Genomic DNA, 20,213 nt, shown 5'->3' on the forward strand with positions numbered 1-20,213 from the left:
TGAATCGCATTATCGCTCTGGCAGGTCTTCTGACTTACTCCCCTTTCGTCCTGTCTTCCCTGAGCTAAGCGCAAGTGACTTTAATAGAATGGACTATGGTTATGGAGCTTACAGCTGCGGGACAGTTCCGGATTTACACCGTATTCCCTTTTAATCCTTTATGATATACTATAAAGGAACCTAAAGCGCTGTAAAGGTAGGTTATGTACGGCAGATACGCAAGTTGTTTAAAATGCCCAATGACGGTTTAAAGCCGTCCGTTTAGCCGTCCCCATTCGTTTTTGTATGGCATTACCATAATTTTTGTGGATTTTTGGATCCAAGATCATGCGCTATTTTTTTCATATTGGTTATCACGGCACACAGTACAGCGGCTGGCAAAAACATGCCGGCGTTGCAAGTGTACAAGCCGTTTTTGAAACAGCTTTAAGCCAAATTTTAAAAACGCCCATAACTGTTAACGGCTGTGGCCGTACCGACGCGCAGGTACATGCCAGCCAATTTTTTTTTCATATCGATTTAGCAAAGGAATGGAATTTCGATCTCCTTTTCCGCCTCAATAAAATACTGCCGGATGATATCGCGGTATTTGATATCATCCCGATGCAGGGCCTGCCCCACGCCCGGTTTGATGCCGTGCAGCGCTCCTATGATTATTTTATTCATACCTATAAGGACCCGTTTCTAAGTGCTTTTAGCGCCTTATATCCTGAAACCAACCTCAATATTGATGAAATGAAAAAGGCGGCGGCGCTGCTACCGCTTTATAACGATTACCGGGCCTTTTGTAAAATGCCCGACAGAATTGACCATACCATTTGTAACGTGAGCTCGGCAAACCTTTTTGTTAGCAGCAATGGTGACAGGCTCCGGTTTAGCATATCGGCTAACCGGTTTTTAAGCAAAATGATCAGGATCATTATTGGCCGCCTGTTGGAAATTGGCCGGGGCGAAATGAGTGTTGACGAATTTGAAAGTCACCTCATCAGTAAACAAACGCCCAAAATCATCATCCCAGCCTATCCCCAGGGATTATACCTGTCAAAAGTAACGTATCCTTATCTTGATATCCCCGCCAAACCAACGTTTACCGGCCTGCTCCAAAAGGATGAAAACACTGTTTGGCAATCAATTTAAAAACCACAAGTGATACCTGTCTCACATCTCAAATCTCACATCTCAAATCTATTCATGAATATGAATGTTAATTTAGGTAAATTCGCCCTCTTAAATACTTAATAAAGTTCTCAGATGGTGTGGTTTGAAAAATTGAAGCTGAAAAAACAGCTGGTTCGGTCGGTAAATGAAGCTGGTTTTACAAACCCTAAAGAACTGCAATTAAAAACACTTTCGAGAATTGTAGGCGGCCAGGATATTATCGCCATTGGTTACGAAGGCAGTGGCAAAACTACCACTTATGTACTGGGTGTTTTAAATCGCTTTAATTATGCCCCCGAAGGCGTTCCGCGTGTGTTGATCCTTGTGCCCGATAAAGAGGATGTATTTGGCGTGATTGAACAATTTGACCGGTTGAACAAAAACAAATCAATAAAAATTGTTGGCTTGTATGTGGCCCCGGGTATTGAAGCCCAGATGGACGCATTGGCCGATGGTGCCGATATAGTAGTTGCTACTCCTGATAGGGCACGAGCCATTTACCTGAAGCTTGCCCTTAACCTTAACAAGGTTGATATGTTTGTGGTTGATGATGCCGATGAAATGATAAAAAGAGGCTTGCAACTACCCGTTGTAGAACTGGCGAATAGCATTGGCAAAAGTCAGAAACTGGTATTTACCGAAGTAATGCATAGCAAACTGCAAAAAATGCTTGATCCTTTTATGAAGGACCCTGCTATTGTAGAAGTAGAAGCATTGGCAGAACAACCGTTAGAGACACATCCGCAATTTTTATATAACGTACCCAACTTCGGCACTAAATTAAACCTGCTCAATTTGTTTATGTACGATGAAGAGCTATTTACCAAAACCGTAGTTTTTGTAAATACACGTGCAACTGCCGATAAAGTTTATAAAAGCCTGCAAGCACGTTTACGCACTGCCGTGGCTTATTTAAATCCCCAGTTTTTTGATAGCCCGGGTTTTAAATCGATAGAAGCATTTAAAGCTGATGAAAACGCGAGAGTGCTATTGATATCTAACGAACAGGAAGAAGCGTTTAGCCTGGCCGATATTCCTTTCATCATTCATTTTGACGTACCGGCAGAAAAAGAACTGTTTATTGATCGTGTAACCAACCATTACCCGGAAAGCCAGAACGAGACAATGGCCCTCACTTTTGCTACCGACCTGGAGCTTAGCCAGGTTAAAAAGATAGAGCAGGCCACCGGCAAAAAAATAGCCCTTGCCGAGTTACCCGAAGAGCTTATTATTGAAAAAGAGGTAAAAGCAAAAAGAGAACCTAAACCAAACCCCGATGCCCCTATAGTTGGCGCGGCTTTTCATGAAAAAAAGGCTGCCAATTCAAAAACTTATAACTTTAGCTCGGGCCAAAAAGCTAAAATGAACAATAAGCGCAAGCACTAATCTTTTTTGGCAAAGTAGTGAATGTACATATCCTCTACCTTTTTACGTGCCCACGGCGTTTTGCGCAAAAACTTCAGGCTGGATGATATACTGGGATTATCCAAAAAACAATTAATTCTTATCTGGTAGCCTAACTCGGGCCAGCCAAAACGGGCAACCAGTTCGTTCAAAATCATTTCTAAAGTTTTACCGTGCAGCGGGTCCTTACTCTTTTGATCCATATGGGCAAAGTTAAAAAATATAGGGCAGCTTGTTTTAAGTAAGATGCTGCGGGCGTAAATCAATTTGTCGCTAAACGAATATTGCCAAATGTTTCCGATTTATATTCGTAAATTGGGCTGAAGCCCTATCTCCGTTAGATCTTTGTCCGTTGGCTGAAGCCAACGGCAATGAATTAAATCATTCATTGCCGTCCCTTTTTAGGGGCGGATAATAAATTGGGAGTTAAGAGCTTTAGCCCAAATAGTCCGTTAGCCACAATCTGATTTGCACCCGAGGCTGTGCATAACCTGTTATTTCGTGATTAATGTGGGCATAACTAATTTAACCTTCACGCCGTTTAACTATTCATCAAATAATTATAAACAATCCCGTAATAAGTTTTAAATTAGAAATCTGTGCGTACGCCAAAATCTTATGTTTTTCTGATGTCAATAAGAGGCTTAAAGTATTACCTGGTATTCATTTTTATAACATGTTCCTTTGGGGTTTTGGCCCAGGAGCATCCTATGCACTTTCAGCACATAGGCAGTAAAGAAAATCTTTCTGAGCTTAACATCAACGCCATGATCCAGGGTAAGCAAGGATTTATCTGGGTTGGCACCCGCGACGGCCTAAACCGTTACGATGGCAATAAGTTTAAAGTTTTCAGGAATGATGTTAATGATAAAACCAGCATTAGCAACAACTACATAAATCACATTGCCGAAGATAAGGACGGCAATTTATGGATAGCAACCAGCGGAGGCCTTAATAAATTCGATCTGACTAAAAGCCGTTTTACCCGTTTTCTGCATAACGATAAAATATCCAACACACTGGCCAGCAACTTTACCGTAAATATTGCCTTAGATAAAAACGGCAATCTATGGATAGCCACCTTAAAAGATGGTGTTGACCAATATATTATTAATCAGCATAAATTTATCCACTACCGCAATAGCAAGCATGATTCAACCAGTTTAAGCGATGATAATGCCAGGGTTACCTATGTCGACAGTAAAGGCGATGTTTGGATTGGAACAGCCTATGGAGGCCTCAGCCTTTTTAATGCAAAAACCAAAAGCTTCACCAATTTTAAACACGACGAGCATGATGGCGGTACCATATCGGCAGATAGGATAACCAGTATTTTTGAAGACAGCAGCCATCGTTTATGGATAGGTTGCGGCTCTGGCGGTTTAAATCTCTACGACCCGGCCACGGTAACTTTTCGCCATTTCAAAAACGACCCCTATAACAGCAATTCATTAGCCTATAATAGCATTCAATGTATTGCCGAGGATGGTAACCGTAATTTATGGATTGGCACCGAAAACGGTGGCCTTAGCATTTTTAATTATGAAAAGGGCACATTCAGCAACCATTTACAGGATGAAGTAGATAATACAAGTATCGCCAGCAATTCAGTTGATGTACTGCTAAAAGATAACACAGGTAACATGTGGGTGAGCGGTTTTGCCACGGGTATCAGTTTATATAAAAAGGTAACCGATAACTTTAAACATTTTAACCATAACTCGCTGGCCAATAGCATATCCAATAATTTTGTTTTAAGCATCCTGGAAGACAAAAAAGCAAACATTTGGATAGGCACGGATGGTGGCGGGCTCAACCAGTTCGACCCTAAAAAAGGTACATTTAAGGCATATCGCTATAATGACGCCGATAAAACAAGCATAGGCGGCAACTACGTTTTAGCGTTGAAAGAAGATTACAAGAATAATTTGTGGATAGGTACCTGGGGGGATGGCATGAGCGTTATGGATTTACAAACCCACAAATTCAAATCGTATCGCAATAAACCCAACGACTCTACCAGTTTAAGCGGCAATAATGTTTATGCTGTTGCGGTTACTCCCGACAATAAAATTTGGTGTGGCACACTCGGCCAGGGCCTGGATTTATTTAACCCCAAAACAAATGGCTTTATCCATTACCGGCATGATCCGGCTGACCCAACAAGCGTAGGCAGTGATAATATTAACTCCCTTTTGGCCGATTCAAAGGGAAACCTTTGGGTTGGTACAAATGATGGCAGCCTTGATTTGTTTGACCCGGAAACCAACTCATTTAAAATATACAAATACGATGTATTAAAAAACAGCACGGGTAATAACGCCGCGCTCGATTTATTTGAAGACCACCTGGGCAACATCTGGATTTGTACTTATAATGGATTAACGCATTTTGATACGCATACCAGGCAGTTTAGCAATTACAAAGCAAAAGACGGCCTGCCAAACGATTATACCTATGCCATAAGGGAAGACAGGAACAATAACTTATGGATAAGCACCAATAATGGTATTTCAAGGTTTAATCCCCGTACAAAGCAATTCAGGAACTTCACCGTAGAAGACGGCTTACAATCCGACGAGTTTAAACCGCATTCGGCAGCGATTAGTAAAGACGGCACCATTTATTTTGGTGGAATTAACGGCTTCAATATGTTTGATCCTGAAAAAATAAGTGAAACCTCGTACGATCCGCCGCTGATATTAACCGATTTCCAGATTTTCAATAAAACCGTACCTGTAGCCCAGAATGACAATGATCCTTCGCCTTTAAAAGAGGATATTTCGGAGACCAAATCTATTACGCTAACCCATGAGCAGTCGGTAATTTCATTTGAGTTCGTATCGTTGGATTTTGGACTGGCCAGCAAAAAACAATATGCTTACCAATTGGCGGGTTTCGATAAAACCTGGAACTATGTAGGTAACAAAAATACGGCTACCTATACCAACTTATCTGCGGGTACTTACACGTTTAAAGTGAAAAGTCGTAACAGCGATGGCAAATGGTCGCGTCATGAACTTACTTTAGAAATTATTGTTTTGCCTCCGTTTTGGCTTACCTGGTGGTTTTTATCGCTTATTACCTTTGTTATTTTTGCCATAATTTACGGTTTGTATAAAGCCAAGGTAAATAATATAGAAAAGCAAAAACGTTTGCTGGAAGAGCAGGTATCTGAGCGTACGGCCGAAGTTTTACAGCAATCGCATGAGTTAAAAAAGCAATCGGAAGATTTGCAGGTATTAAACGAAGAGTTGCAATCCCAATCAGAAGAATTGCATGCCTTAAACGAGGAATTACTATCCCAGTCGGAAGAGCTGGAATTGCATATGGCTCATGAAAAAGAGGCCCGCGAAGAGGCCGACAAAGCCAACCAGGCGAAAAGCATTTTCCTGGCCACCATGAGCCACGAAATTCGTACGCCGATGAATGGTGTTATAGGTATGGCTTCGCTTTTAGGCGAAACCGAACTGAACACCGAACAGCGGGAATATACCGATACCATCATTTCATGTGGTGATAGTTTGGTAAATGTAATTAATGATATTCTTGATTTCTCGAAGATAGAATCGGGTAAAATGAACATGGAGCAGGAGGATTTTGACCTGCGCCATTGCATTGAGGAAGTGATGGACATTTTCTCGCCCATAGCTTCGCAACAGGGACTGGAGTTGGTGTACCAGATAGACCCTGCCCTGCCCCAGCAGGTTATTGGCGATAGCTTGCGTCTTAAACAGGTTATTACCAATTTAACTGGTAACGCGCTTAAATTTACCCAAAAAGGCGAGGTATTTATCAAGGTATTTTCATCCAAAACACACCCCGACGGACAAATTGAAATTGGTTTCAGTATCATGGATACCGGTATCGGTATTTCTGAAGAAAAAGTATCCGGTTTATTTAACGCGTTTTGGCAGGCCGATTCATCAACCACGCGCAAATACGGGGGCACCGGCCTTGGCCTGGTAATTAGCCAGCGCCTGGTTAAATTGATGGGCGGCGATATTTGGGTAGAGAGTGTGTATGGCGAAGGATCGGTATTTGTATTTACGATAAAAGTTGCGGTAAGCCAAAAACAATCAAAATATGTTCCCCTGGTATTTGATACTGCCGATCTGGAAGGCAAAAAAGTATTGGTGGTTGACGATAACAAAACAAATCGTTTTATCCTTAAAACCCAACTGGAGCAGTGGGGCCTTATCACGCTCACAGCCTCCTCGGCGGCAGAGGGGCTTGATTTGCTGGCTAATGACAAAGACTACAACCTGATTATAACCGATATGGAAATGCCGGACATGGATGGTGTTGGCTTTGCCGCGACGGTTAAAGCAAAGTATCCGCAACTTCCTGTCATTATGCTTAGCTCCATCGGCGATAGCTCGAAGGTAAAATATCCGGGCTTATTTGCAGCTATTTTAACAAAACCGGTTAAGCTAAATCAGTTAGGCAAAAGCGTACAGGCTGAATTGAGGAGTGTTGGAAAAACGCCGGCACCCGAACCCAAAGCAATAAAATTGCTTGACAATAACTTTGCTGTGGAATATCCGCTAAATATTCTTGTCGCCGAGGATAACCAGGTTAACCAAAAACTCATTAGCCGGATGTTGAGCAAGCTGGGTTATGAATTTACCATGGCCGAAAACGGGCTTGAAGTATTAAAGAAACTGGACGAGCAGGAATTTAACGTCATATTGATGGATGTGCAAATGCCCGAAATGGACGGTTTTGAAGCCACCCGGTCAATCCGCGAAAGCGACCGTAAACTACAGCCGTTTATTATAGCTATGACCGCCAATGCAGGCCCTGATGACCGTGACTTGTGCATAGCCGAAGGTATGGATGATTATATTGCGAAACCCATGAAATCAGAAGGGTTAATAGCGGTTTTGAAAGCGGCGCATAAGATGATGGATTGGGTAAGTAAGAAGAAGTAACGTTTCATGGAGAGGTTTACCAGTTGAAAGGCCTTTCATCATCATCGTTGGGTTTGAAATCTCTAATCTTTATTCTCTCTAACGTTAACATATTTAACGCCCAAACGGCACTATGGTCCGACCAGGGATCTATCAAAAATTCAACGCTGTTTTCCGATATTAACCTCACATCTTCAATCCAGGCGATTTCTTCATCATCTATTTCGATAACCCCGTGGTCTTTTTGCCATACGGAAAGATGCTCGCCTCCGACAAAAGCCCAATCATTGTTAGGGCTAATCAAACCACATGAGGGATCACCATAGAAAAATCCAATAAGGGTTTCTTTTTTTTTCCTTTTATCAAAAAGCAAAGTATCCTCGTAAACATGTCCCAAAACAAAAACGTCAGTTTCATCAAGTTTCCTGAAGCTGTTATCGGATGTAATATCTTTATTTGAGAAGAAGTTCATTTAAGCCATTTATTTGAAAAAGTTTCTAATTCAACAGCCTCTGTAAAATAGTTCTTGAATTTGCCAGACAAGTATTGATCTCTGAACTTAACGATAGTATAGCCGCTATCAAAGCAAACAATTTCTATTTGCGCATCCGCGTGTTGAATATTATCATTTTTCCAGATCAGGCCATTGCCTTCAGCAAACGGCAGGTTATCTCCGTCAACAACAATATCAATAGATGCCGGGATTCCCAAAATAACTCCCCAGTAAATTTGCAGGTCCAGATCTAATAGCTCACGAAACTTGTTCTCTGCCAAAACGAAGTAATCATGATCAAAGTCGACAGGTATTTCCTGACCATTCATCAAGCCACTCGTATTGTATTCCAAATCAGAAATAAGCCAGTTTAATTCCCGTATGTCCTCTAATATGGGAGCAAGAAGTTCATTCAAATAAGTATGACCCGAAAGCCTGACACAACGCCTTATAATCCAATTCATGTTTATTGTTTAGTACCTCCCTACCCCATCAACTCCTTCATCAGCTTATCAAAAGCCTCTTTCATTTCGGCAAGTTCATGCTCCAGCTTGGCTACACGCGTTTCAAGACCGTTTGATGAGCGACCGCCGGCCTCTTCTATTTCCTCGTCATCATTTATATCAGGAGTGCCGGCCAATAAATGTGCGTAACGCTGTTCCTTTTGACCGGGGCGTTTAGGGAGTTGTACGATATAAGGCATAGCCGGATCGGCCAGTTTTTCCAGCATTTCCTGAACTTCTTCTATCGACTCAAATTCATACAACCTGCCCGAATTGGTGTTTAACTCACCGGGGGTTTGTGGGCCCCGCAATATCAGCAGGCAAATTAAAGCCACTTCGGCCGGGATAACCGGGAATACAATGGCAAAATTGTGTTTGTACTTGATATTACGGATAGATCCGCCGGTTGCTGTTGAAATCAGTCCGCGCCTTTTGAGGGTGTTCAGTGCTTCGGTTACTGTAGTTTCGTCATAATTCACCACCGGCTTGCGGGAGGTTTTCTGATTACATGCCGCAGTTAAGCCATTAAGGGTCATGGGGTAATAGTCGGGCGTGGTTTTGCTTTTTTCCATCAGCGAGCCAAGCACACGCAGTTCGGCGGCATCAAGTACGGGTAAAGTTTGCGGTGAATCCATGGCTAAATATAAGCAGGTTTTTATAAGTGCAAAAAAACTTCAGTTTATTTAAAAGAATAGGCAAGTCTGAAACAAAAACATTCAGTAAATCCGTTACTTTGTATAATAGTTTTGAAGTGATTGCTTTTAGCTTTCGGCCTTCAGCTTTTGGCTCAAAAACATGTCTTTATTTATTACATCACTAAATTCGGGGAGTAATGGCAATTGCTATTACGTGGGGAACGATCAGGAGGCTATTTTGGTTGATGCGGGTATATCATGCCGCGAAACCGAAAAACGTATGGCCCGGCTGGGCCTGCCCATGAGCAAGGTAAAAGCCATTTTTGTATCCCACGAACATTCCGACCATATCCGGGGGATTCCGGTGCTGGCCAAAAAGTTTAACCTGCCGGTTTATATTACCCCAGGCACACTGCTTCATTTAGGAAACACTGTAGATGCCAAACTCATACATCCCCTGCGGGAGTTTGAAAGGGTTACCATTGGCCAACTGGAAGTAACATCCTTCCCCAAAGAGCATGATGCATCAGAGCCACACAGTTTTATAGTTAGCTGCCGCGACATAAAAGTTGGCGTATTTACCGACCTGGGCATTGTTTGCGACAGGCTTATCCGCTATTTCAGTCAATGCCACGCCGCTTTTTTAGAAGCTAATTACGACGAGGTTATGCTCGAGACTGGTGGCTACCCCTATCATCTTAAAAGGCGTATCCGTGGCGGTAAGGGTCACCTGAGTAACAAACAAGCTTTGGCCTTATTTACAACACATCGCCCGGCACATATGACACATTTACTGCTGTCGCACCTATCCAAAAACAACAACGATCCAAAACTGGTGGAAGAACTTTTTAACGCCTGCGCCGATGGTGTTCACATTGTTGTTGCTTCCAGACACGAGGAAACCCCGGTTTATTTTATTGACGGCAACCAAGGTAAAACGCTGGAAGTTTTAGGGCAGCTTGATTTGGGCTTTAATTAGTCGCTGGCCCTATCCTGCATAAATATGGTGCTTAGTATTTCGTAGAGTTCGGGATGTTTGTGCTTAAGTTCGGTTGGCTTTTGAAAGAAATATTCGGCCACTACCGCAAAAAATTCAGCTTCGTTGGTAATCGCATAGGGATTGATATCTGATTTACCCGCTTCAATTTTATGAATTTCCTGGTGTATCATCTTTAGCCAGGGCAGCACATATTCGTGTGCCAGCAGGTTTTCGGGTACACCGTCGGTGGCACCATCGCTTTTATCCAGCAGGTGTACAAATTCATGAATCGCCGTATTCTCCTTCCCCGCCGATTTGGAAAAACCTTTGATGAGCGCCGCCCGCGATAATATCATCTGCCCGTTCATATAACCGCTACCAACCATACCCAATATGTTCCGGCTCCCGCCTTCAAACTGAAATTCGCCATCAAAGGTATCCGGGTATAATATTACATTGGTTAAGTTGCGATATTCCCAATCTTTAAAACCAAATATGGGGATCACAGCACTTGAGGCTATCATCACCCTGTCGGTATCATCAACTCCAGTTCCCACACCTTCTATGGTAATGCCCGATAAAAAGCTATTTACTTTCTGCTCAAACAATAGCTTGCCCGCATCGTCCAATTCCCGGTAAAACGATATGTTTTGCAACAAAACAGGTTTGTAATCGGTATTGGCAACAATGCCGGCCGATTTTGATTTGTTGTTTTTTAAAATGAAATAGCCGATCAGTGCTAAAACGATAAAGCCAATTATTATAAAAGCCATGTGGTAAATGTGAGGATTAAATAAAGTAAAACAACAGCGCGACAAATGCGGCTATAAATGTATTTAAAAAGTTAACAGCATTATTACCGATGATGCCCTTCCGCTCCAGCAATGCCCCCAATACCGAATCACTTAAATTCCCTGCGGTACCTGCTACAATAATCCAAATCAGGTTCAAATCCCAGCCAAAACCAATGCCATAAATTAAGGCTATTACGCAGCTTCCTGCAATACCAATCAATGATCCTTCCACACTTATTACGCCGTCCAATCCCCGTTGATCGGGTTTTAGCGTGATAACATTGAAAAACCTTGTACCATAAACAGTCCCCAGTTCAGATGATAAGGTGTCGGCTGTGGCCGAGGCAAAACCTGCAGCCATCATCAGGGTAAATAAATGACTATGCCGGGGATAAAATAACACCAGGATGCCAATAACAGCGGGGACACCTGCATTGGCCAATACCTGCCCTGTTGTACGGCCACCTTTATGTTCTTCGGCTGTGGCAAACGTCTGCTTTTTATTTTGTTGCCACGATGTAGCTGCCGATCCCAAAATAAAAAAGCTGGTCATCATTGCTATTCCTGTAAACCCTGCACCAGCAAAAACCAGGTAAGCCACTACCCCACCCGTTAAGGCGGCGGCAACGGTTAGCTTTTTGGCTATAACGCTATAACCTATACCCGCGATAATAATGGCAGTCAATAAGGCATTACTCTTAAACATAATTGCCAAAGGTATTTAATGTACCGGTAATTAGGCAGTCAATTGCTACTTTTGCCACAGCATGAAAGATATTTTAGGCCAGGCCATACATAATCATTACTATAAAAAAGCAGCCCACAAATTGTGGATTAACAACCAATACGGCCCAAAGGAGGAGATGCCTATTGAAACCTATTTCAGGGATGAGGATGATATGCCCGATATTGAATGGCTTGCCTTAAATGAATGCCGCGGCGAAGTATTGGATATTGGAGCAGGCGCCGGCAGCCATGCCCTTATATTACAGGAACGTGGCTTTGATGTAACCGCATTGGAGATTTCTGCCTTCGCCGTAGATGTAATGCAGGCTCGCGGTGTTAAAAAAGTTGTTACCGCCGATATTTTTGAATACAACGATCATAAATACGACACCCTGTTGCTGCTCATGAACGGCATCGGCCTTACGGGTACTTTATCCAACTTAAAAACTTTCCTGCAGCAAACCAGGCTGTTGCTTAATAAAGGAGGGCAGTTGCTTTTTGATTCATCGGATATTGCTTACCTATACGAAGGAAACCTGCCTGATAACGGTAAATACTACGGCGAACTTAGCTATCAGTATCAATACAATCGCCAAACATCCGAATGGTTTCCATGGCTTTATATAGACGAGAAAACGTTAACAACAATTGCCAATGAAGCGGGTTATGATATGGATGTTTTACTGGAAGATGAATATCAGCAATACCTGGTTAGGTTGACACCAAGCCCAAGCCCCCTCTAAATCTCCCCCTGAAGGGGGAGACTTTTAAAACTATAGGGGCTATTGACGATTTTTCCGTTATAATGATCCATGTACTCCCTTGGCGATTTACCGGTTACCGAACGAAATACCCGGTTAAAGTTGGTAATGCTTTTAAAGCCACATTGGTAAGCCGCCGCCGAGATACTTTCAACTTTATTGGCATTTAATATCTTACAGGCTTCGTTGATACGCACCTCGTTTAAAAAAGTGACAAATGTGTTACCCGTATGCTTTTTGAAATACCTGCAAAACGATTCGGACGTCATAAACGCGGCTTTAGATACATCCTCCAGGGTAATAGGCTCCGTATAGTTTTGCATAATGTAATTGTAAATGTTGCCTATCCTAATCCCTTCATTTTCGGTAATTCCTGGTAAATTACCATAGGACGATAACGGCTGTAGCTGTTCGTTTATCTCGGTTAAGCCTTTCATCAGTTTTATAAACTGAATCAGTTGCCCGGCACCTGTGGTATCTCTTAAGGCCGTCATATTATTTATAGCTTTTTCCGCATCAGGAAAAGGCACCTTAAACCCTTGCTGATGTTGCTGTATAAATAGCTTAAAGGCCCTCATTTCCGGCAGCTCAAATAGCGGCGTTAATATTCCTTCGGGATTAAAAAAAATACTCAGCGCTCTTATCGCATCTTCCGTTTCATTTTCAAAATATTCGGGATTACTTTTAAACAGGTGCGGCAGGTTTGCTCCTATTAAAAAAACATCGCCGGGTGCAAAATGGTGCATATTATTGCCGGCTATAAGTGTGCCTTCTCCCTTTTGAATCCAGGTAATTTGCGCCTCTTTATGCCGGTGCAGGTAAGGGTAAAAATAAGGCAGGCTAAACTGATCGGCAATTACACTTTTATCGTGGGGTACAGGAATGGTAAATTGTAAAACTTTCATTTGCAATTGCCTATTAACAAGCAAATATTATCATAAAATAGCTTATTTTTCAAATCGATAGGCTAATATTTGTCAAATACTACCAAAGTAAGACAAAAAAAATCCCCCGACTGATTCAAGCCGGGGGACTATTAAGCTATATCCTCCTGTTAAAAATGGAATGCCAGCTTGGTAAACATCCTCATACCGTTAAAACCCATTTGTACGGCATCAAAAGGACCGCCGGATTCACTATCACCCCATGATGATTTATGGGCGCCTTCTGTAACAGCTAAATCCGGGTGTACATTAAATATGTTATCTACCCCAACAGTCCATGAAATTTGCTTTGATATTTTATAAGATACGTATAAATCGGTAGTAGCTTTTCCGTGGAAAACAAAGTTTTCGGGAACAACGCCTTTGCCGTTATCCAAATCAACATAAGGGTCCCAGCCGTTACCCGATGCAGATATGTTTGAGCCGCCCGGTCCGTCGGGGTTAGCACCAGGTACACTGCTATAACCGAAGCCTTGGGTGGTCAGTTTACCATAATAGGTAATATGGCTACCGGCGGCAAATTTACCATATCCGTATTCAAGCCCTAACGAGAATTTTTCGGCGGGAGCTGAAGCCTTTAAAAATGCAGCTTCTCTTGTGCTAAAATATGCTTGCTGGTGTGCATAGGTATCATTCAGCGCGGCCGGGATATTAACCTTATTAATAGTTATCCCTTGAATGTTGCCTGCAAATAAAGCAGTAAATTTATTTTTACCCCACGATTTGCGATAATCTAACACAATGTCGATACCTCTGTTGGTTGTATTGACAGCATTGGTAAAAAAGTTGGCATTTGTTACATTATTAGCTATAAGGTAGTCTTTTAGCGCGGCTACCGAGGTATCAAAAGCACCTGTAATTACTATCCTGTTTTTAATTTTAATAAGATAACCGTCGACTGTAACATTAAAATCATGTGTTGGTTTCCATGTAAAGCCTAAGCTGGTATTGGTTGAGGTTTCCTGGGTAAGCTTTGGAATCCCTACCTGGCGGGCGGCATCGGCATAATTTGGAATCAATTTAGCGTAAACCAGTTCACCTGCAATAATGTTGGTATTGGTATTGCTAAAATTCATTTGTTGCAGTGAAGGCGCCCTAAAGCCTGTACTAAATGATCCCCTTACATTGAAGTTGTCGCTTACTTTATAGCGGGATGCTAATTTAAATGTGCTTACCCCTCCAAAATCCGAGTAATGTTCAAAACGGGCTGCACCATCAACCAGCCAATCTTTGGTTACATCTAAAGTGCCTTCAATATAAGCGGCCTCATTTGTTCTGTTGGCTGTGGTTGCATCAGTTGGCTGATAGCCGGGATACCCTTCGGAGCCGGAAGCTTTAGGAACACCGTTTAACAAAGCTCCGCCATTTCTGTAGGAGTCGGGCTCGCCGGCGTATAGTTTATAGCGCTCATACCTGTATTCTGCGCCAAAAGATAGCGTAAAACCCTGGGCTACATGCTCAAAATGTTTGGTTACATCTAAATTGGCAGTATTTTGTAAAAAGTTGAACCCGCCGTCATTAAACCTGGTTTTGGTATACTGTTCTGGCAAAGGCAATGAAGCATTAAAGGTTTGGTTGCCCCAATAATGAAAATCATTATAGCCAGTATTATTACTCAAATCCCAGTCCCAGCCATCACCAATAGTACCTTTAAAGCCCAATGCAGCCGACATATCTTTAATATACACATCTTCCTGCGGATTATAATATACATTGGCGGTATCCAGAACACCTGGCGTAGGGTCAAAAACGCGCATAATACCCGGTACAAATATCATCTTTCCATTTTCGTCGGTAGGGAATTTGATGTGATTACTTGCACTGCTCCACCTGCGTGTCCAGGCATAAACATTGGAGTGCTTATAGTTATAGCCGCCAAAAGAGTAAAAAGTGGTTTTGGTACCGGCAAGGGGGATTTCCATATTGTACATTCCGCCGCCTGATTTAACAGAGCCATCGCCAAAAGCTCTTCTCCAGGCATCAACACTTAAGGCATTGGGGTTGGTATCCCAGTTTGTTTCGGGTACTGCCCTAAAGGTTTTACCCTGATCCATAAAATTGCCGCCAAAATTGATAAAACCACCGTTTTTGCCAATAGCCAGCCCGTAATCTAACCCTAAAGTGAAGGTTTTGCCGTCAATTTGCGACCCTGTATAATATTGGGTTGGGTCAACATTGTTCAGCGTATTGTATTTATGGTCATAATAACCACTACCGCCTATGTTGACATTCAGCTTACCGATATCTTTTCTCAAAACAATGTTAACAACGCCGGCGATGGCATCAGACCCGTATTGTGCCGAAGCTCCATCGCGCAATATCTCTACCCTGTCAATAGCCGCCTCGGGGATGGCATTTAAGTCGGTACCGCTGTTGCCCCTGCCGCGGGTACCCACCTGGTTTACGAAGGCCGACAGGTGACGGCGCTTGCCGTTGATAAGTACCAATGTTTGATCGAAGCCCAGGCCCCGTAAACTGGCAAAGTCAATAGCGTCAGATCCATCGCCGCCGCTTTGCTTGTTGTAGTTAAATGAAGGCACAGCCTGGTTTAGCTGGCTCATTAAATCGGGCTTTGCGGTAGTTTCGCCTATCTGGTTCATACGGAGTACATCTACAGGCACCGGCGAATCCATTTTAGTACGGCCACCACCGCGGCTTCCTACCACTACTACCTCTTTCAATCCTTCGGCCGAAGGTGCAAGATCCATATTCAATACCTTGGTTTCACCGGCAGCAAGCTGAATTGAGATTGTTTTCTTCTCAAGCCCGATAGCCGAAAAACTTACCTGGTAACTCCCCGCTTTTAATGTTAAACTGTACTTGCCATCTGCATCTGTGATGGTACCTGTGCCTGCAGGTACTACTTTAACCGTGCCTGCCGTTACCGGCTGGCCTCCACTTGTAACAGTTCCAGTTAGCTTTTGGGCAAACACCGGCAGGCAGGCCAGTAAAAATGCTCCGAAAAGGAAAAAATGTAATTTTAAATTCATGCTTTGTTTGATTGGATTGATTGTTATGTTAATTAATCAACAAAATAGCAATAAATTTTAACTAAATATCATTTTTGTTACAAAAAACATATAAAAAACAGATTGTCAACATAAACATTTTATATAAAATTTAATTTTTATCAATTTATTTATAATTAAATGATGAATATTTTATGAATAAATCTTCCTAAGGCAAAAAAACACCAAAAAAATATACATAATTTAATAGTTTTTGCAATTTCAAACATAAATGGCAGTAAAACACATGAAATTTGTTAAAAAAATAAAAAAATTATCAAAAATTATAGATAAAAATTTATAAATATAAAAACTTAGTGTATTTAAAACACTTAATTTCATATACAAAACATGTACCGGCAACTCGCTATAAAGTTTGGCTGCTCATAAATTATTAGCATCAATCGAATACCAGTACTTTTATTTTCATCTACAACCATAACAGCGTAATTTTCTCAGGAGTGTAGAATTTGCCCAATATTAATAGCAGATATCCAAACAACATTACTAAACAGTAGCCTAACCGGGCGTCTGTTGTTTTTTTCCTTCCACCAATTTCATGGTCAACCCAAGAACGAATAGTTATCTGTAATCTATAACCAGAACCATCAGATTTATCAACGAAAGTGCAAAATCAAAAGTTCTACAAAAATTTTAAAAAGAACTAAAATGTTTTTAATATTTTATGATAATTCAATGAAAACAAGTATTTTAATGGCCGGTAATTAAATCGCAAAATCACAATGAACCAGCTCCCTAAACGCCTTTTATCTATTGATGTCCTACGTGCCGTCACTATGTTACTGATGATATTTGTTAACGACGCCAGCGGCGTAAAACACATTCCCGAATGGATAGACCACGCAAGCGGGAAAGCCGATGCGATGGGTTTTGCAGATACCATTTTCCCGGCGTTTTTGTTCATTGTAGGGCTTTCGTTGCCTTTTGCCATTAAAAACAGGTTGAATAAGGGCGATTCCTTTTCATCAATATTAGTGTATATACTTACCCGTAGCGCCGCATTAATTATTATGGGCTTTTTCCATGTAAACCTGGAAAACTATGCGCTTACCGCAGGTATTATACCACAAGCTTTGTGGGCTATATTAATAACCATTGGTTTCTTCCTCATCTGGCTTGACTATCCGGAAACTATGGCCAAAGCAAAACGATATACCCTGACAGGCGCAGGGATTTTGCTGCTTATTGCTATGGCCGTTATTTACAAAGGTGGCGAGGACGGGGTGATACAGGGTATGCGCCCTTACTGGTGGGGTATTTTGGGCATCATAGGCTGGGCCTACCTGGTATGTGCGCTGGTGTACCTGCTGGCCAAAGGAAAAATGAATATCCTGATAATTATCCTGCTGACTTTTGTAGCTATAAATATTGCCAGGCATGCCGGTGTTTTCAAATTTAAAATCCCGGTACTGGGCGATGCGTCGGCGGTATGTTTGGTAATGGGTGGTGTTATGATCTCCGAGATTTATGCGTTGCTTGTATCAAAAAATAAAACGCAATTATTGTGGGTAATATTTGGCGCAACAGGATTACTATTAATTGTATTCGGTCTGTTAATCCGCCCTTATGCTGATGGGATTTCAAAAATACGCTCTACCCCCGCCTGGATCTTTATCTGCAGTGGTATAACCATATTGGTTTTTGAGCTAATGATTTACCTGGTAGATGTTAAGGGTAAAAAGAACTGGTTTAAACTGATATGGCCTGCCGGCACCAGTACACTTACCTGTTACCTGATGCCCTATTTCCAGGTGTATATATTGAAACTTTTTCACCTAAAGTATCCCGATATATTTAATAATGGAGCCATTGGGCTGGCGCGTTCTATGGCTACCGGATTTATACTGATTGCCCTGGTTGGTTTAATGGAAAAGAAGCGCTTACGCTTAAAAATATAGCATCATATAATCCAATATCACAATTCAAATAACCTAATAATGAACTCTTTAATTTCAAAAAAAGCCGCGATTCCAAAGGTACTGCTTTGCTTATTAGCTTTTTTAATACCAGCCTTTACCCTTAAAGCCCAGGTTAAAAAGCACAGATATGTAGTTATTGGCTACGTTGGCGGCTACAAAGGCATTACCGATATGAGCATGGTAAACCCGGAAAAGCTTACCCATATTAATTATGCATTTGTAAATGTGCGCAATAACCGGGCGTGGCTTACGCACGAAAAAACCGATACTGTCAACTTCCGCAATCTTTTGTTGTTAAAAAAGAAAAATCCCGACCTAAAGATCCTGATATCTGTTGGCGGCTGGACCTGGAGCAAAAATTTCTCAGACGCGGCCCTAACCGATACTTCACGTAAAGCCTTTGCGGCCAGCGCGGTTGATATCATCAGAAAATACAAACTGGACGGCGTTGATATCGACTGGGAATACCCTGGTCTACAGGGCGATAATAACGTGGTGCGTAAAGAAGATGAGCATAACTACACCCTAATGTTTGAGGATTTAAGAAGGGAACTTGATGTGCTTGAAAAAGAAACAGGCAATAAAAAACTGCTAACGGCTGCAACCGGTGGCTTTAAGCGTTTTTTACAACATACCGAAATGGCAAAAGTAGCCTCATACCTCAATTACATTAACCTAATGACCTATGATTATTTGCAGGATAGTTTGGGCATGGCCGTACATCATACTAACCTGTTTGCATCTGATAAATATAAAACCCTCAATTCGGCAGATATGGCGGTGTCTGATTATCTTGCCCAGGGCGTACCCGCGAGCAAACTGGTAATGGGGATTGCGTTTTACGGCCGGTCTGTTATTGTAAACGATCCGGCACATAATGGCATAGGCATGAAAACCAGCGGGCGGGTACCCGCCGGCGGATATACGCGCCTTAAGGATAGCCTGTTTAACCGCAATGGGTTTGTTTATTATCGCGATAGCACAGCCGGTGCCCCTTACCTGTTTAAAGCAAGCACCAAACAGTTCATCTCTTTTGATGATGAGTGGTCGGTAAAAAACAAATGCCAGTATATGGTTGATCACCAAATGGCTGGCGTAATGTTCTGGGAATATGCTGACGACAAAAAGGAATATTTACTGGATGCGATAGATGAAAAGCTGGATGCTAAATAACACATGTTTGTTTATTCCCCCGCCGCCCAGAAAATAGAATTGGTAACCAACTTTACCCAAACAGGGTTATCAAACAGGTTTGGTGAATGGCCCATGAATATATAAACATTCCGGGCTTTAACATGCTCATTAGTCCACACCACGGGGTGATCACCCATTTTTATATCACCCTGTGGATCATAGGTCGATTCATCAACACTTGCCAATACGTGTACATTCGGCCGGGGGCTTTTATCATAAGTATACCACTCCTCCTGTTCAATCCGGAAGGACGCGGGCACGCCCTTCATAACCGGATGCTGTTTATCCTCCACATTCACCGTGCCTTTGGCAAAAGTTCCTATATAATTTTTCCAGCCAATGCCCCCCATAAAATCCGAAAACCATTGCCATTCGTGAAAACCATCAAACTCTCCCAATAAGGTGGCATGATGAAAACCAACCCATCCGCCCCTGCCTTCGGTAATATATTTTTTAAAAGCGGCAGCGGCTTTATCGGGCCAGCCGTAGGGTACATAATCCAATTGCAAAAACAACTGGTAATGGCTTAAAAATTCATCGTCAATTTTATCTGGCTTTTGGATATAATCAATAGTAAACCCTTTTTCGGCAGCCAGTTTATCCAACCATACAATTGCACGTTTTGAAAACGCTATATGGTGGCCGCCGTTCTCATATAAAGCCAAAACCTTAAAATGTTTAGGCTGGGCTTTCAAACCAACCGAGGCAAAAACAATGAGTGTAATAAGGAATAGTCTTTTTTTCATGGATATTGTTATCAT

General features: G+C 42.1%; 16 protein-coding genes and 1 riboswitch. Of the genes, 7 read left to right on the forward strand and 9 right to left on the reverse strand.

Features of this window, described 5'->3' with window-relative positions:
* Positions 1-3: 3 nt before the first annotated feature.
* A riboswitch (cobalamin riboswitch) is annotated at positions 4-199 on the reverse strand.
* A 128-nt stretch (positions 200-327) separates the two neighbouring features.
* Both AC1RM2_RS27280 and AC1RM2_RS27285 read left to right on the forward strand, forming a co-directional pair.
* Entirely contained in the window at positions 328-1,137 is an 810-nt protein-coding gene (locus tag AC1RM2_RS27280; protein ID WP_492988318.1) for a tRNA pseudouridine synthase A, read from the forward strand.
* Between the two features lie 114 nt (positions 1,138-1,251).
* The gene (locus AC1RM2_RS27285; RefSeq protein WP_492988320.1) at positions 1,252-2,544 is read left to right on the forward strand and encodes a DEAD/DEAH box helicase; all 1,293 of its coding nucleotides are present in this window, start codon (positions 1,252-1,254) and stop codon (positions 2,542-2,544) included.
* Here AC1RM2_RS27285 and AC1RM2_RS27290 read toward each other — a convergent pair.
* A complete protein-coding gene (locus tag AC1RM2_RS27290) occupies positions 2,541-2,765 on the reverse strand; it encodes a VF530 family protein (RefSeq protein WP_492988321.1) in 225 nt (74 codons plus the stop codon). The genes AC1RM2_RS27285 and AC1RM2_RS27290 overlap by 4 nt on opposite strands.
* Before the next feature lie 426 nt (positions 2,766-3,191).
* On the opposite strand from AC1RM2_RS27290, the gene AC1RM2_RS27295 reads away from it, so the two are divergent.
* The gene (locus AC1RM2_RS27295; RefSeq protein ID WP_492988322.1) at positions 3,192-7,496 is read left to right on the forward strand and encodes a hybrid sensor histidine kinase/response regulator; all 4,305 of its coding nucleotides are present in this window, start codon (positions 3,192-3,194) and stop codon (positions 7,494-7,496) included.
* Positions 7,497-7,512: 16 nt separating this feature from the next.
* Here AC1RM2_RS27295 and AC1RM2_RS27300 read toward each other — a convergent pair whose 3' ends face one another.
* The 3 genes from AC1RM2_RS27300 to AC1RM2_RS27310 are packed head-to-tail and all read right to left on the reverse strand — an operon-like array spanning position 7,513 to position 9,106.
* The gene (locus tag AC1RM2_RS27300; protein ID WP_492988323.1) at positions 7,513-7,947 is read right to left on the reverse strand and encodes a hypothetical protein; all 435 of its coding nucleotides are present in this window, start codon (positions 7,945-7,947) and stop codon (positions 7,513-7,515) included.
* Positions 7,944-8,432, reverse strand: a complete 489-nt coding sequence (locus AC1RM2_RS27305; RefSeq protein WP_492988324.1) for a hypothetical protein — start codon at positions 8,430-8,432, stop codon at positions 7,944-7,946. Before AC1RM2_RS27305 ends, AC1RM2_RS27300 begins: the two co-directional genes overlap by 4 nt.
* Before the next feature lie 20 nt (positions 8,433-8,452).
* Positions 8,453-9,106, reverse strand: coding sequence for a YceH family protein (locus AC1RM2_RS27310; RefSeq protein ID WP_492988325.1), 654 nt, complete (start codon positions 9,104-9,106; stop codon positions 8,453-8,455).
* Positions 9,107-9,266: 160 nt separating this feature from the next.
* On the opposite strand from AC1RM2_RS27310, the gene AC1RM2_RS27315 reads away from it, so the two are divergent.
* Positions 9,267-10,085, forward strand: a complete 819-nt coding sequence (locus AC1RM2_RS27315) for an MBL fold metallo-hydrolase (RefSeq protein ID WP_492988326.1) — start codon at positions 9,267-9,269, stop codon at positions 10,083-10,085.
* On the opposite strand, the gene AC1RM2_RS27320 is transcribed toward AC1RM2_RS27315, so the two are convergent.
* Positions 10,082-10,858 carry a M90 family metallopeptidase gene (locus AC1RM2_RS27320; RefSeq protein ID WP_492988327.1) on the reverse strand — a complete coding sequence of 259 codons (777 nt, stop codon included), beginning with the start codon at positions 10,856-10,858 and terminating at the stop codon, positions 10,082-10,084. The genes AC1RM2_RS27315 and AC1RM2_RS27320 overlap by 4 nt on opposite strands.
* A 16-nt stretch (positions 10,859-10,874) precedes the next feature.
* Complete coding sequence (locus AC1RM2_RS27325; protein WP_492988328.1) at positions 10,875-11,585, reverse strand: DUF92 domain-containing protein; 711 nt, start codon at positions 11,583-11,585, stop codon at positions 10,875-10,877.
* A gap of 61 nt (positions 11,586-11,646) precedes the next feature.
* Between AC1RM2_RS27325 and AC1RM2_RS27330 the strand changes: the two genes are divergently transcribed.
* Positions 11,647-12,348, forward strand: a complete 702-nt coding sequence (locus tag AC1RM2_RS27330; protein ID WP_492988329.1) for a class I SAM-dependent methyltransferase — start codon at positions 11,647-11,649, stop codon at positions 12,346-12,348.
* Here AC1RM2_RS27330 and AC1RM2_RS27335 read toward each other — a convergent pair.
* Complete coding sequence (locus AC1RM2_RS27335) at positions 12,345-13,271, reverse strand: AraC family transcriptional regulator (protein ID WP_492988330.1); 927 nt, start codon at positions 13,269-13,271, stop codon at positions 12,345-12,347. The two genes, AC1RM2_RS27330 and AC1RM2_RS27335, sit on opposite strands and share 4 nt — an antisense overlap.
* A gap of 149 nt (positions 13,272-13,420) precedes the next feature.
* Positions 13,421-16,300, reverse strand: coding sequence for a TonB-dependent receptor (locus tag AC1RM2_RS27340; RefSeq protein WP_492988331.1), 2,880 nt, complete (start codon positions 16,298-16,300; stop codon positions 13,421-13,423).
* A gap of 761 nt (positions 16,301-17,061) precedes the next feature.
* On the opposite strand from AC1RM2_RS27340, the gene AC1RM2_RS27345 reads away from it, so the two are divergent.
* The gene (locus tag AC1RM2_RS27345; protein WP_492988332.1) at positions 17,062-18,237 is read left to right on the forward strand and encodes a DUF5009 domain-containing protein; all 1,176 of its coding nucleotides are present in this window, start codon (positions 17,062-17,064) and stop codon (positions 18,235-18,237) included.
* 39 nt (positions 18,238-18,276) lie between these two features.
* Entirely contained in the window at positions 18,277-19,431 is a 1,155-nt protein-coding gene (locus tag AC1RM2_RS27350; RefSeq protein ID WP_492988333.1) for a glycoside hydrolase family 18 protein, read from the forward strand.
* A gap of 11 nt (positions 19,432-19,442) precedes the next feature.
* Here AC1RM2_RS27350 and AC1RM2_RS27355 read toward each other — a convergent pair whose 3' ends face one another.
* Positions 19,443-20,198, reverse strand: a complete 756-nt coding sequence (locus AC1RM2_RS27355) for a ThuA domain-containing protein (protein ID WP_492988334.1) — start codon at positions 20,196-20,198, stop codon at positions 19,443-19,445.
* Between the last annotated feature and the right edge of the window lie 15 nt (positions 20,199-20,213).

The sequence above is a fragment of the Mucilaginibacter sp. GW822-FHT03E02 genome (genome assembly GCF_058801545.1).

Coding starts and splice junctions, on each gene's coding strand:
- AC1RM2_RS27320 (WP_492988327.1), bottom strand. CDS start 10,858: ATGGCTTTTATAATAATTGGCTTTATCGTTTTAGCACTGATCGGCTAT.
- AC1RM2_RS27310 (WP_492988325.1), bottom strand. CDS start 9,106: ATGGATTCACCGCAAACTTTACCCGTACTTGATGCCGCCGAACTGCGT.
- AC1RM2_RS27335 (WP_492988330.1), bottom strand. CDS start 13,271: ATGAAAGTTTTACAATTTACCATTCCTGTACCCCACGATAAAAGTGTA.
- AC1RM2_RS27285 (WP_492988320.1), top strand. CDS start 1,252: ATGGTGTGGTTTGAAAAATTGAAGCTGAAAAAACAGCTGGTTCGGTCG.
- AC1RM2_RS27305 (WP_492988324.1), bottom strand. CDS start 8,432: ATGAATTGGATTATAAGGCGTTGTGTCAGGCTTTCGGGTCATACTTAT.
- AC1RM2_RS27290 (WP_492988321.1), bottom strand. CDS start 2,765: ATGGATCAAAAGAGTAAGGACCCGCTGCACGGTAAAACTTTAGAAATG.
- AC1RM2_RS27295 (WP_492988322.1), top strand. CDS start 3,192: ATGTCAATAAGAGGCTTAAAGTATTACCTGGTATTCATTTTTATAACA.
- AC1RM2_RS27300 (WP_492988323.1), bottom strand. CDS start 7,947: ATGAACTTCTTCTCAAATAAAGATATTACATCCGATAACAGCTTCAGG.
- AC1RM2_RS27350 (WP_492988333.1), top strand. CDS start 18,277: ATGAACTCTTTAATTTCAAAAAAAGCCGCGATTCCAAAGGTACTGCTT.
- AC1RM2_RS27325 (WP_492988328.1), bottom strand. CDS start 11,585: ATGTTTAAGAGTAATGCCTTATTGACTGCCATTATTATCGCGGGTATA.
- AC1RM2_RS27340 (WP_492988331.1), bottom strand. CDS start 16,300: ATGAATTTAAAATTACATTTTTTCCTTTTCGGAGCATTTTTACTGGCC.
- AC1RM2_RS27315 (WP_492988326.1), top strand. CDS start 9,267: ATGTCTTTATTTATTACATCACTAAATTCGGGGAGTAATGGCAATTGC.
- AC1RM2_RS27330 (WP_492988329.1), top strand. CDS start 11,647: ATGAAAGATATTTTAGGCCAGGCCATACATAATCATTACTATAAAAAA.
- AC1RM2_RS27345 (WP_492988332.1), top strand. CDS start 17,062: ATGAACCAGCTCCCTAAACGCCTTTTATCTATTGATGTCCTACGTGCC.
- AC1RM2_RS27355 (WP_492988334.1), bottom strand. CDS start 20,198: ATGAAAAAAAGACTATTCCTTATTACACTCATTGTTTTTGCCTCGGTT.
- AC1RM2_RS27280 (WP_492988318.1), top strand. CDS start 328: ATGCGCTATTTTTTTCATATTGGTTATCACGGCACACAGTACAGCGGC.